8 protein-coding genes, 2 tRNA genes and 1 pseudogene are annotated in these 13855 nt (G+C 36.5%); 2 read left to right on the top strand and 9 right to left on the bottom strand.

Annotated elements, in window-relative coordinates:
- Nucleotides 1-16 precede the first annotated feature (16 nt).
- The 4 genes from rpoB to LDM90_RS02500 form a co-directional block, all read right to left on the bottom strand.
- Nucleotides 17-3655, bottom strand: a complete 3639-nt coding sequence (gene rpoB, locus LDM90_RS02515) for a DNA-directed RNA polymerase subunit beta (RefSeq protein ID WP_187153869.1) — start codon at nucleotides 3653-3655, stop codon at nucleotides 17-19.
- A gap of 210 nt (nucleotides 3656-3865) precedes the next feature.
- A complete protein-coding gene (locus LDM90_RS02510) occupies nucleotides 3866-6358 on the bottom strand; it encodes an ATP-dependent Clp protease ATP-binding subunit (RefSeq protein ID WP_223896479.1) in 2493 nt (830 codons plus the stop codon).
- Between the two features lie 285 nt (nucleotides 6359-6643).
- Nucleotides 6644-6717: transfer RNA gene (locus LDM90_RS02505), tRNA-Pro, on the bottom strand.
- A gap of 44 nt (nucleotides 6718-6761) precedes the next feature.
- Nucleotides 6762-6833, bottom strand: a tRNA-Gly gene (locus LDM90_RS02500).
- A 268-nt stretch (nucleotides 6834-7101) separates the two neighbouring features.
- Here LDM90_RS02500 and LDM90_RS02495 point away from each other — a divergent pair.
- A pseudogene (locus LDM90_RS02495) lies at nucleotides 7102-7637 on the top strand (DUF2785 domain-containing protein).
- Between the two features lie 16 nt (nucleotides 7638-7653).
- A complete protein-coding gene (locus LDM90_RS02490) occupies nucleotides 7654-7842 on the top strand; it encodes a hypothetical protein (protein ID WP_223898664.1) in 189 nt (62 codons plus the stop codon).
- A gap of 33 nt (nucleotides 7843-7875) precedes the next feature.
- Here the strand turns inward: LDM90_RS02490 and lysS are convergent, their stop codons facing one another.
- The 5 genes from lysS to hslO all read right to left on the bottom strand — a co-directional run bounded on the left by lysS (nucleotide 7876) and on the right by hslO (nucleotide 13836).
- Nucleotides 7876-9417 (bottom strand): lysine--tRNA ligase, encoded by a 1542-nt coding sequence (gene lysS / locus LDM90_RS02485; RefSeq protein WP_223896391.1) that lies wholly within the window; start codon nucleotides 9415-9417, stop codon nucleotides 7876-7878.
- Nucleotides 9418-9434: 17 nt separating this feature from the next.
- Nucleotides 9435-10454, bottom strand: coding sequence for a tRNA dihydrouridine synthase DusB (gene dusB / locus LDM90_RS02480; RefSeq protein WP_198213032.1), 1020 nt, complete (start codon nucleotides 10452-10454; stop codon nucleotides 9435-9437).
- Between the two features lie 113 nt (nucleotides 10455-10567).
- Nucleotides 10568-11194 carry a histidine phosphatase family protein gene (locus tag LDM90_RS02475; RefSeq protein ID WP_223896390.1) on the bottom strand — a complete coding sequence of 209 codons (627 nt, stop codon included), beginning with the start codon at nucleotides 11192-11194 and terminating at the stop codon, nucleotides 10568-10570.
- 115 nt (nucleotides 11195-11309) lie between these two features.
- Nucleotides 11310-12890 (bottom strand): ATP-binding cassette domain-containing protein, encoded by a 1581-nt coding sequence (locus LDM90_RS02470; RefSeq protein WP_223896389.1) that lies wholly within the window; start codon nucleotides 12888-12890, stop codon nucleotides 11310-11312.
- A gap of 70 nt (nucleotides 12891-12960) precedes the next feature.
- Entirely contained in the window at nucleotides 12961-13836 is an 876-nt protein-coding gene (hslO, locus tag LDM90_RS02465; RefSeq protein WP_223896388.1) for an Hsp33 family molecular chaperone HslO, read from the bottom strand.
- Nucleotides 13837-13855 lie beyond the last annotated feature (19 nt).

Genomic DNA, 13855 nt, shown 5'->3' with positions numbered 1-13855 from the left:
AAGTTTAACCTCCTACTTATTGAGAAATCTTATTATCATCGTCTGATTGATCTATAGGTACATTAGATTCCTCTGTCTCCGTTTCATCATCTTCGGAATCAGCGGTTTCTTCGGCTAACTTCTTCCGTTGTTGCTCTTCCGCCATCTTGGACAGGGTGTCGATATTCAAATGCTCATTTGAATCATCATCCATATCACGCAATTCAATTTCTTTATGATTCATATCAAGAACACGTATATCCAGTCCTAATGATTGCAGTTCTTTAACAAGAACGCGGAATGATTCTGGGACACCAGGTTTAGGAATTCTTTCTCCTTTAACGATTGCCTCATATGCTTTAACACGACCAACAACATCATCTGATTTGTAAGTCAATATTTCCTGCAGAGTATAAGCTGCACCATATGCTTCGAGTGCCCAAACTTCCATTTCACCGAAACGCTGACCACCAAATTGTGCTTTACCTCCAAGAGGTTGTTGAGTAACTAATGAGTAAGGCCCAATTGATCGTGCATGAATCTTATCATCAACCATGTGAGTTAATTTCAGATAATGCATGATACCGACAGAAACACGGTTATGGAATGGCTCACCTGTGCGTCCATCATAAAGAACAGTTTTACCATCTTTATCAATACCAGCCTTATGAACTGTGTCCCAAACATCGTCTTCACTGGCACCATCAAATACTGGTGTTGCTACATGAATACCTAAGTTAGCTGCAGCACGACCAAGGTGCAATTCCAAAAGCTGACCAATATTCATACGTGAAGGAACACCCATTGGGTTCAAACAAATGTCTACTGGAGTACCATCTGGCAAGTATGGCATATCCTCTTCCGGTACAACAGCAGCAACAGTACCTTTGTTACCGTGTCGACCAGACATCTTATCACCGACTTGGATTTTTCTCTTTTGCGCAATATATACACGAACCAATGTATTGACACCTGGAGATAGTTCGTCACCATTTTCTCTGGTATAAACTTTGACATCGCGAACAATACCGCCACCGCCGTGAGGAACACGCAGTGATGTATCACGAACTTCGCGGGCTTTTTCACCAAAGATAGCATGAAGAAGTCTTTCTTCTGCTGATAGTTCAGTAACACCTTTAGGTGTCACTTTACCAACCAAAATATCTCCATCATGTACTTCGGCACCTACACGAACAATACCTTGACCATCAAGATCTTTAAGTGCATCTTCACCAACATTTGGCAATTCACGGGTGATTTCTTCAGGCCCAAGCTTAGTGTCTCGAGCTTCTGATTCATAATCTTCAATACTAATTGAAGTATAAACATCATCTTTAACAAGCCGTTCAGAAAGCATGATGGCATCTTCGTAGTTATACATGTTCCATGTCATAAATGCGATAACAGGGTTTTGACCAAGAGCCAGCTCACCATGATCCATTGTCGGACCATTAGCAATAACTTCACCTTCTACAACTTTATCACCCAAGTTAACGTTAGGAGTCTGGTTATATGATTTCGAGTTATTTGAACGACGATATTTTTCAAGTGTATATTTATCTAATGTGCTGTCATCACGTCTAACTCTGATTGTATTGGCATCAACGTATTCAACGGTACCAGCAGCTTTTGCCAAAACAGCAGCTCCTGAATCATGAGCCGCACGATATTCCATACCAGTGCCAACAAGTGAACTATGAGGATTAATCAAAGGTGCAGCTTGTCTTTGCTGGTTAGCTCCCATCAAAGCACGGTTAGAGTCATCGTTTTCCAAAAACGGAATACATGCAGAGGCAACCGAAACAACCTGCTTAGGAATAACGTCCATGTAGTCAATTTTATCTGGACTGACTTCGACGTTATCTTCTTTATGTCGTGCTAAAACAAGATCATCTTTAAATGAACCGTCTGGATTAAGTGGAGTATTAGCACCAGCAATAATATAGTTATCTTCAACATCAGCTGTAAGATAATCAATCTTGTTAGTAACTTTGTGTGTCTTCCAGGAAACACGACGGTATGGTGTCTCAATAAACCCGTATTTGTTAATCACTGCATATGTAGCCAGTGAGTTAATCAAACCAATGTTTGGACCTTCAGGAGTTTCAATAGGACATAAACGACCATATTGGGTATAGTGAACATCACGCACTTCGTATCCTGCACGATCACGAGTTAAACCACCAGGCCCTAAAGCTGACATACGACGCTTATGCGTTAATTCTCCTAACGGGTTATGCTGGTCCATAAATTGTGACAATTGTGATGAACCAAAGAATTCTTTGATGCTGGCAACAATCGGCCTAATATTAATCAATTGTTGTGGTGTAACGGTTGAAGGATCCTGAATTGACATTCTTTCTCTTACAACACGTTCCATACGAGCCAAACCAATTCTAAATTGATTCTGCAATAATTCGCCTACACGACGAATACGACGGTTACCAAGGTGATCAATATCATCGGTTGTACCAATTTCATCTTGTAATAGGAAGAAATAATTAATTGATGCCAAAACGTCAGCCGGTGTCAGATATTTAACTTTCTTATCAATATGACCATTAGAAATCAATTTGACAACACGTTCTGGATTTACTTTAGAGTAGACTTTTATTTCTTGTACGTTAATTGGATCAGGTAACACGCCTTCTTGAGATGGCTGGTAAGTAACCATTTTAAAGTCATCACGATCAAGATACTTTTCAAGTGTCTCCATTACTTCATGGGTCACAACAGTACCCTTTTTAGCAATAATTTCACCTGTATCAGGATCTGCTAGCGTTTCTGCCAAAGTTTGACCATATAAGCGACTCTTTAAAGATAATTTTTTGTTAACTTTGTAACGACCAACAGGCGCTAAATCGTAACGACGTGGGTCAAAGAAACGTGCATAAAGCAGTGATCTTGAGGAATCAGTTGTTTTTGGTTCACCAGGGCGAAGACGTTCATAAATATCTTTTAATGCTTCTGCTACTCGAGAATCAGCGGGGTTTTTATGGACATCCTTATCCAAAGTAAATTGTAAAGTATCGCTTTGGCCGAAAACATCTAAAATTTCATCATCTGAACCAATTCCAAGAGCTCTGACTAAAACTGTCAGAGGCAGTTTACGAGTACGGTCAACACGAACATAAGATACATTTTTAGCATCAGTCTCATATTCAAGCCAAGCGCCACGATTAGGAATTACGGTAGTACCAAATATTTGACGGCCATTTTTATCATAATCACCAGAATAATAGACACTTGGAGATCTAACCAGCTGGGAAACGATAACTCTTTCAGCACCATTAATAATAAATGAACCGGATTCAGTCATTAAAGGTAAATCACCGAAGAAAACATCCTGAGTTTTGATTTCACCGGTTTTTTGATTGGTTAATTTTAAAGTCACGTGCATTGGAGCAGCATAAGTTGCATCATGGTCACGTGCTTCGTCAACAGTATATTTTGGCTTTTGCAGTTTATAACCCAAATATTCCAGGGAAAGCTTACCTGAAAAGTCACTAATTGGCATAATATCGTCAAAAACGTCTTTAATACCCTCATCCAAAAACCATTGGTATGATTCGGTTTGAACATCTGTCAAATTAGGCAGGTCCAACACTTCTTTAATGCGGGAAAAGCTACGTCTTGTCCGATGTTTGCCAAAATTCACTACGTGTCCGTTTAACAAGGAGAAAACACCCTTTCTGTCAGAGAAAGCTAATATTACATTTTGATTACAAATTCAAAAAGCCGGAATTTTATGCATAAAAAAGACAAAAACAACAAAAGTCGTTTTTGTCCTTTATTATTTTGCTGGACAATAGATCAGCAAAATCCTGAAAATCAGCCTTTTAATCACGCACTACTATAACAAACTATTACAAGTGTGTCAATTAATTTACTTCGCTCCTACTAAGTTATTTTCTTTATCAATATCAAATTTTAAATGATTATGACTACAACCAATTTTAAGAATATCGCCACTATTAAGATCACCCTTTATTAACATTGTGGCAATTTCATCCTCAATATCCTTTTGAATTGCACGTCGCAGCGGTCTTGCACCCATTTCAGGATTATAACCATCTTTTGCAATTTTATCGAGTGCTGCACGAGAAATTCTCAACTGAACTCCTTGTTTATGCAAGCGATCTATTAGTTTACGAGTTAATAGAGTAACAATTTGACGTAATTGTTTTTGATTGAGTTCATCAAAAATGACTGTTTCGTCTATTCTATTCAAAAACTCAGGTCTAAAGAATTGCTTTAGTGCTTCGCGTACGCGATCCTGACGTAATTTTACTTGACTAGTATTATCAGCATTAAATCCTACAGCCTTAGTTTCAAATAGTGAACGGGATCCTAGATTAGAAGTCATAATAATAATAGTATTTTTAAAGTCAATTTTACGTCCTTTGGAATCAGTTAAAAATCCATCTTCCAAAACTTGTAACAGCAAATTAAATACATCTGGATGCGCCTTTTCTACTTCATCAAATAGTATTACAGAATATGGATGACGACGAACTTGCTCAGTCAACTGACCGCCTTCATCATAACCTACATATCCCGGAGCAGAACCAATTAGCTTGCTGTTAGCAATTTGATCCATATATTCTGACATATCGATTCTAATTAAATTGTTTTCAGAACCAAATATGGCTGCGGCAATTGCTTTTGCCAATTCAGTTTTACCAACACCTGTCGGTCCTAAAAACAAGAAGGAACCAATTGGCCGATTTTCATCTTTAATGCCGCTGCGACTACGGCGAACTGCCCGACTAACAGCAGAAACAGCTTTTTCCTGACCAATAATCCTCTTATGCAAGTCTTTTTCTAAGTTGGCTAAGTGCTTTGTTTCATCACGATTCATCTGGGTAACTGGAACACCTGTCCAATTCGAAACAACTTTCGCAACATCTTCTGGTTGCACTATGGCATTCTTATTAGTTGCCAAATCGAATTTGGCCGATAGTTCGTCCTGCCTTCTTTGTAAGCTATTTTGTCTTTCCTGGAGTTGTGCAGCCTTTGCAAAGTTCTGATTAACGGCAGCACGATTCTTTTCACTAATAACCTTTTCAATTTGGTCATTAATTTGCAGCAATTGGTTATTCGAGCCTTTTCCTGACTTGATTTTAACGGCAGCACTAGCCTCATCAATTAGATCAATTGCTTTATCCGGTAAGTAACGATCAGAAATGTAGCGGCTTGAAAGATCAACAGCATTTTCTAATGCAGATTGTGATATTTTTACGTGATGAAATTTCTCATACTTTGGCTTCAGACCGTTTAAAATAGCCAGCGTTTCAGTGCGAGAAGGTTCATTTAAACGTACAATTTGAAAACGACGTGCTAATGCTTGATCCTTTTCAACGTATTTTTGATATTCATCAAAAGTTGTGGCACCAATCATTTGAATATCGCCTCTAGCTAAAGATGGCTTTAGAATATTAGCCGCATCAATTGATCCTTCAGCTCCACCTGCTCCAATCAAAGTATGCATTTCATCTACAAAAAGAATGATGTTGCCATTTGCAGTGATTTCTTTAATGATTTTTTTCATTCGGTCTTCAAATTCACCACGGTATTTAGTGCCGGCAACAAGACCACCTAAATCAAGTGATACCACTTGCTTTTTTAATAAATCGTGTGGAACTTTTTTAGCAACAATTGCAGTCGCTATTGCTTCAGCAACAGCGGTTTTGCCAACTCCTGGTTCCCCAATTAAAACTGGATTATTTTTATTTCGCCGAGATAAAATTTCAATTACTCGGGCTACCTCACGATCACGGCCAATAACTGGATCTATTTCAGCATTTTCAGCCCTCTCGTTTAAATTGACCGAAACCTGATCAAGAGTTGGAGTACTTGAATTTCTACTAGTGCTTTCTTCAGAGCCGTTAAAACTGGACCAATTATTGTCATCAGATTGATCGCCTTCATCCATGTCTTGTTCATCTTCGCCTAAACTGTGTAAAATGTCATTACGCAGACCATCAAGATCAATATTTAAATTGCGCAGTATTACAGACGCCAATATTTGTTCATTGAGCACCATACCTAATAGAATGTGGCAGGTTCTAATTTTAGAGGAACCTTCACGTTCTGCCAAAGTGCCGGCGTATGCCAAAACCATGCTAAGGCGCGGTGACATTTGCATATAACTGGTTTTGCCAGCTGAACCATAGCCTGTATAACGTTCAATTTCTTCACGAATCGCTTTCGGTGTTGCACCCCAAGCCCGCAGATTCTTGCCGGCTTCACCATCAGATTCAATTACCATCGCAAGTAGTACGTGTTCAGTACCAATTAAACGATGATGAAAATTCTGTGCTTGTTCACGTGCAATTTCTAATACTTGATTTGCACTGGTTGTATAAGATTTTTTCATCATTGCACCACCTTTAAAAATGACGTGTATACACTATAAACCTTTTTGACAATTTGTAAAATATTCTGTTTGAAACAGTCTTCACTGTCAAAAAACTTTGAAATCATTATATCAAAGACAGACACATCGTGCGACCCAGTCCTCCTTTATTATTTAAATTAGAAATAATTTTTTCAACATAATATTTATGTAAGTATACAAGTTGTCTGTTATAGCCTCCACAAACTAAAAATTTTCATACTAGCAAAAAGTAAATTATCAGTATGAGAATGTAACTGCATATTATCGGGAAAACAGGATTCGAACCTGCGACCTCTACGTCCCGAACGTAGCGCTCTACCAAGCTGAGCTATTTCCCGTTTATTAAAAAAACTCACCAAAAGTGGTGAGTCTTTTTCTTGAGAGCGGAAGACGGGATTCGAACCCGCGACCCCCACCATGGCAAGGTGATGTTCTACCACTGAACTACTTCCGCAAGACAGATATTATTATAGCAAACCAATCTAAATTTGCAACCTTTTTTATTAAAAAAATCGCTGAAATGAGCATCCTAACAGGAAAACTAACCTTGTGAGAATTTCTAAAACATAATTTCCGATAAGTGATACTATTCTGTTATACACAATATTAAATTTTAGAATCATTAGTGTAGAAAAGAGGCTACAAAATTGCAAAAAGAACTGGAAAAACTGGTTAATTTAGATTCTGGAAAAATCACTTTTAAAGATAGTCAAATCGACTATATGTTGCAAAATATCGGAAATCTTGACCCACATCTTCGTGATGATGTTGTTTATACGCTTTTTGCTCGTGGTTTTTTTGAAAGTTCACTTATATCAGAACAGAAAGCAAAGATTGTTACCAGTTTTATCAATTCAAAAAGTCTGTTTAAGGGTATCGAACAGCCAGAAAATGATTTAGTTTTTCTCAGAACATTCAGTGCATTACTGGGTTCTCTAATTTTAGAGGACGATAAAAAATATTCTATTTTAGATACAACTGAACGAAATACTATTTTTAATTGGAGTATTTGAAGGCAGAAAAAGACTTTCGCGGATATGTTAAAGATAAGGGCTGGGCTCATAGCATTGCTCATGGTAGCGACTTTCTAGGCTCCACTTTTAGTCATCCAGATTTTATGGCAAATAATACTGCTGATATTTTTGCCATAATTGAAACAATCTTTCAAAATATGCAAGGACCCTTTATAGATGATGAGGAGCAACGATTAGCTTTTGCCTTTTTTTCAAGGTGTTTATTTTGGCAAAATACCAGCTAGTGATTTTAATTCTTTTGTGAGTTGCTTTAACAAGCGAATCTATGGTCAACTTGATCAAGACGAGCGTATTAGTTGGTTTCGAATAATTTCTTGGTTTAAGTTACTGCAAAACTGGTATTTTTATTTTTCTGGTAATAAGCTTATTCAAGATAAGTTGCTTGAAAAAATCATTGACTATAACAAATACATGGGATTTTCAATTTAAACAAAAAATAAGACCAAATTAATGGTCTTATTTTTAATTACTTTTTTTCTTCAGATCTTCTTTAACTTCACGGTCAATATCTTCAACCTTCTCAGGACGCATAGTTGGGAAAAGTAACACGTCCCTAATAGCAGGTGCATCTGTCAAAAGCATCACCAATCTATCAATTCCGATACCCAATCCACCTGTTGGCGGCATGCCGTACTCCATAGCACGCAAATAATCTTCATCAATCATATCAGCTTCATCGTTTCCGGCTTCACGTTCTGCCATTTGTGCTTCAAAACGTTCACGCTGGTCATCTGGATCATTTAATTCAGAAAAGGCATTACCATATTCTTCGCCCATGATGTAGATTTCAAAACGATCAGTGAAGCGTGGATCATCGGCATTTTTCTTAGCCAATGGTGAAATTTCAACTGGATGACCATATACAAATGTTGGGTCAACAATTGTTTCTTCACAATACTTCTCAAAGAAAGCATTGATGATATGACCCACTTTCCAGAAGCTTTCAACCTTAATATCGTGGTCTTCAGCAATTTTGGTTGCTTCTTCAACGCTCATCTTTTGCCAAAAATCAACACCAGTCTTCTCTTTAATCATATCTACCATATGAACGCGTCGGAAAGGTTTGCCCAAATCAATGTTTGTACCCTGATAAGTAACTTTACCATCTTCTGATACGACTTTGGCAGCTGCACGAATAATGCCTTCGGCTTCATCCATGACATCGTGAAAATCCCAATAGGCACAGTAAGTCTCAAGTTCGGTGAATTCAGGGTTATGGTGAGTATCAATACCTTCATTTCTAAATACACGGCCGATTTCATAAACTCTTTCCATGTCACCAACGATCAAACGTTTCAATGGCAGTTCAAGGGCAATTCTCATATAAAGGTTAATATCTAAAGCATTATGATGAGTAATGAATGGACGAGCTTCTGCTCCACCTGGAATATTATGCAAAACAGGCGTTTCAACTTCCAAAAAGTCCTTGCTATTTAAATAATCACGGATAGCTTGGATAATTTTAGTTCGATTTACAAAACGCTCGTAACTTTCACGGTTGGTAATTAAATCGAGATAGCGTTGGCGATAAATTTGTTCAACATCTTTCAAGCCGTGATATTTTTCAGGCAAAGGACGCAAAGCCTTTGATAAAAAGGTGACATGAGTAGCACGGATTGTCAATTCGCCCGTGTCAGTTTTCATAACTTCACCGTCAATACCTAAGAAATCACCGATATCTGACTTCTTGAAAATCTTGTAGTTATCTTCGCCAACAATATCTTTACGAACATAAATCTGTACTTTACCTGTGCGATCATATAAATCAGCGAATCCAACTTTGCCCTTACCTCTTTTAGCCAGCATTCTACCTGCTATTTTAGTCTTAGGCAATTCTTCATTCAGTTCATCTTTGTCATCTTGAGCGTATTTTTCATTCAATGACCGAGCTAAATCTTGTCGATCAAACTTTCTCATTCCAAAAGGTTCGATGCCGTTCTCTCTTAATTCATCTAATTTTTGGCGTCGAACAATTAATTGGTCATTCATTTCATTTTTAGCCAATTATATTTCCTCCATTATTATTTAACTTCACTTCTGGCAGCCTTTTGCTTTTGTCTTTTTTCATAGTCTGCAACAAAATTATCAAGCAAATCATAAACTTCTTGTGCTGTCCAAACCTCATTTATTTTAGCACGAGTACGTGCAGAGCGGGGAACTCCCTTTAAATAATAGGCAGCTTGTTGACGAAATTCAGGTACAGCAATTTTTTCCCCCTTTAATTTAACCAATCCGTTAAGCTGGTGCTTGGCAGTTGCTACACGTTCACGCACTGTTTGTGGTGCAAGTTTCTCTCCAGTCTCCAAATAGTGCACCATGTTCTTAATAATCCAAGGATTTCCTAATGCCGCACGACCAACCATAACTGCAGTTGATCCGATTTCATCAAGCGCCTTCTTTGCCAGTTCTGGTGTTGCAACATCGCCATTAGCAACAAAAGGAATATCTAGCACTTGAGCTACATCATGCAACGTTTCCCAATCAGCTTCTCCCATGTACATTTGCTTACGGGTTCTGCCGTGCATTGCGATCATGCTGGCACCTGCTTCTTGAGCAGCTAAAGCATTTTCAACTGCAAAAATATGCTTGCGATCCCAGCCAATGCGCATTTTCACAGAAACTGGCTTTTGCACATTTTGTACAACTTTATGCACCATTTGGTAAATTTTATTAGAATCAAGGAGCCATTTAGAACCTGCATCTGTTTTAGTAACCTTGGGAACCGGACATCCCATGTTAATATCAATAATATCTGCAGCAGTATGCTGGTCAATATATTGTGCTGCTTCAAGTAATGTATCCTCAGTCCCACCGAATATTTGAATACTCATAGGATGTTCTCGCGGATCGACTTTCATCATTGACATAGTTTTCTTATTACGATAAATGATGCCATGATCCGAGATCATTTCACAAACAACTAACCCAGCCCCAAATTCCTTACAAATCATTCTAAAAGCAGAATTTGAAACTCCAGCCATTGGAGCAACCACAACACGATTGGGAATAGTTATATCACGAATTTTCCAACTATTATCCACTAAATCACCCTTTCAAAACACCATAATATCTTAACAAAAAGGATTCTATAAGCAAAATTCATGGTACTTTTCGTAATAAAAAGTTAACCCTTGATATCTATATAAATCTTTAATTACTTTTCGATAAAAAATTTTCCAGGTGCAACTCTATTATAATAACGCAAAAACGGTTTTTTGCTAGCTTCATCAACTGAAATGTTAATTACACCAGCATTTTGTATTTCACCAACCAAAGTTATTTTGGGAATGCCTAAAACATTCTGAACCAATGAACGAGAAGCTGTTCCGTGAAAGACCAATAAAACTGACTCGTCTTTGTGATTATTGATTAAGTCATGCCAGAAATCCATTAATCTATTTGCTAAATGTTGGTATGTTTCTCCTGTACAATAATCACTATAATTTTCTTTAAAATAGCCTAATTCATCAAATACTTGAGGATATTTTTCAATTATATCTTGTACATCTTGACCATCCCAGTTGCCGTAGTTCATTTCGCTTAAACGGTCATCAACAATAATTTCATGCTTTCCCTGGTTTAGAATTTCTGCAGTTTCACGGGCTCTTTTTAAAGGACTACTATACACACAATCAATTTTATTAATATCAAAACTATCTCTTAAATTTTCTGCCTGTTTTTTACCTTTTTCATTCAGTGGTAGATTTGTTCCTGACCCGTTAATACCAAAAGTTTTATTAGTATCTGTTTGGCCGTGACGAACAATATACACATTCAGCATTTAATTTTCTCCTTTTCTTTTCATTCATCTCTTTCATTATAGCAAAATTGGTACTGACCGCATCTTTAATCTTAAAAAACCTATGAACTATAATGCTATTTGGTTGAAACTTAAGTTAGTCTTTTTTAAGATTAACAACTTCATCATAATATTTCAATTCTGCAAAACGGTGTACAACACTAATTATTGTAGCATTCGGTAAATATTTTTTTATCATTTGGTAAACAATAGTGATTGTATTTTCATCTAAATTACTGGTAAATTCATCTAGCAGTATTATTTGTGGTTTTGATACAATTGCCCTTAAAAATAAAATTTTTTGCTTTTCGCCACCAGAAATTTTATTTTTAAAATCTCCAAGTGTCTTAGCTGTTAAGTCTTTTTCAGTATGAATCAATGTTTTTAAATTGATTTCTTCAATCAATTTGAAGACTTCTTCAATTGCAACTTTATTATTTGGATAACAAATGTTAGCCATAATTGAGCGATTAAATAATTGAGCACTCTGAGGTAAATATAATAATTTCGGCTGCTTGGCAAAAGGCAAAATAATTTGTCCGGATTGTGGTTGATAGAAACCAGTTAAAAGTTTAAGCAGCGTACTTTTACCAGTTCCATTTGGTCCTGCTAATGCAGTCATTTTACCTTTTTTAAATTCTAAATCCAAATTTTGGAAAACGTCTTGCTTATTTTTATAGGAATAGCTGATTTGCTTAAAAGCAATTGTTTTTGCATTTTGATCAAACTTAAAAGCTGACAAATTTTTAGCCGCATTTTTCCCGTATTCCAGTTCCGACAGACCAGAACGAATTCTGTTGAGAAATTCTTCAATCGCTAAATACTGGGTGCCAAAACCAGACAAATTAACAATAGAATATAACAGAATCAGGATCAAAGAGAGTGCCTGATTTTCTTTAGTGCCAATTAAAAATTGCCCTAAAACCGTAATAATGCATGCCAAAATCACAATTAAAAATTGCTGGAACAGAGAAGCTTCGTTAGTAATTTTTTGAACTTTGATAAAAGTGTTTTGTTCATCATTCAAGATTTTATCCATATTCTGTTCTTCAAAGTCTTTAGAATTAGTTGCTAAAATCGTTTCTATGTTACTGTAATAATCAATGATATATTCATTGACTTTTGAAGCACTTTTTAATGATGCCGCAACATTATCCCTATTTTTTCGCGCCATCCACACCGAAATCAACATATAACTAACAAAGAAAAATAAATATAAAAAACCCACAAAGATATTTTGTATACTTAACATTATTGTGTACATAATAAGCATAACAGACATTTGCACTACAACTCCTAGTCCGGATTGCTCCAACTCTCGACATGCAAATGAAACATCTTTAATGTAGCTTTGAACCTTTCCCACTGGTTTATCAGAAAAGTAGCTAAAAGGCTTATTAACAACTGACTCCCATAAAATTTGTTTAGAAAACTTTCTTACAGCCTGAATAAATGAATTATTACAACTATTTATTAACGGCATCATCATCAAAGAGACAGCCAGGGCGAGTACTAATAATATTTGACAATTTGTGCTTAAATGGGCCTGAAATAATTCAGTAATCAAATACGGTTGTGCAAAATACACGGCATAGGCAAGAAAAAGAAACACGCAAAAAAGTGCTATTTTTGGTATTCTAATTCTATTAATTACCTGTCGTAGATATTTCCCAACCAATTTTCTTTCCCTTCAAAATTCTAACTAAAATAAACCAAAACATACTTATCACTAATATGACGATAACTTATTAATTAATTTTAGTCAAAATATTTTTTAATTCTTCTTCAGAATAATGATACTTATTGCCACAAAAACTACAAGTTAGTTCTGCTCCGTGATCTTCTTTTATCATGGCTTCTATTTGACTTTTTTTCATTGTTCCTAAAATCTTACCATACTTTTCTTTAGAACAATCACACTTGAAAGCAACTTCATCTTTTTCTAAAATCTTACAGTCATCACCTAAAATCATGGTTGCTAATTTTTCAGGAGTCAGGCCATCTAGAAAGGCTGTAGAAAGTGCAGGTAAATTGTTGATTCTATCAATAGTTTTCGTAATTAATTGGTCTGAAGCGCCAGGCAATGCTTGCAACATGAATCCACTTGCTTCACCGATAGTATTATTAGGGTTGACAAATACAGATAAACTGACAGCTGATGGTATTTGCTCTGATTTTGTCAAATAATAGGCAATATCTTCAGCAATTTCACCGGAAACAATAGGTACTTGCCCCGTATAGGGTTCCTTTAAACCCAAGCCTTTAGTTACTTCAAGCCAACCTTCGCCAACTGCTTTTTTAACATCAATATGACCATTCTTTTTTGGTGGTAATGCAATGTGAGGATTTTTAACATAACCCTTAACAGTTAAATCTGATTTAGCCGTCACAATCGTAGAACCTACAGGTCCATTACCTAATAGTCTGATAGTCAGTTCTTCCTTATCGGTAAGTTCCGCGCCAGCTAGTAAAACCGCTGCAAGTAAACTACGTCCAAGAACGGCAGAAGAAGCTGACCAAGTATCATGACGAGTTTGTGCCTCTTGAACCAAACCTTTTGCAGTTATTGTTAACAGACGTAAGTTTTTCGATTTATCAATTGCTTTGATTAAATAATCATTCATTTTATTCTCCTAAAAAAAT

This window comes from Lactobacillus huangpiensis, from assembly GCF_019972815.1.
In the GTDB taxonomy this organism is placed as follows: Bacteria; Bacillota; Bacilli; order Lactobacillales; family Lactobacillaceae; genus Lactobacillus; species Lactobacillus huangpiensis.
Note: the sequence above shows the minus strand (reverse complement) of the source record. Positions and strands in the feature narration are given on the sequence as shown.

What these genes read in the sequence shown, in the direction of transcription:
- LDM90_RS02475 (WP_223896390.1), bottom strand. Translation starts at nt 11,194, where the DNA reads ATGCTGAATGTGTATATTGTTCGTCACGGCCAAACAGATACTAATAAA.
- hslO (WP_223896388.1), bottom strand. Translation starts at nt 13,836, where the DNA reads ATGAATGATTATTTAATCAAAGCAATTGATAAATCGAAAAACTTACGT.
- LDM90_RS02510 (WP_223896479.1), bottom strand. Translation starts at nt 6,358, where the DNA reads ATGAAAAAATCTTATACAACCAGTGCAAATCAAGTATTAGAAATTGCA.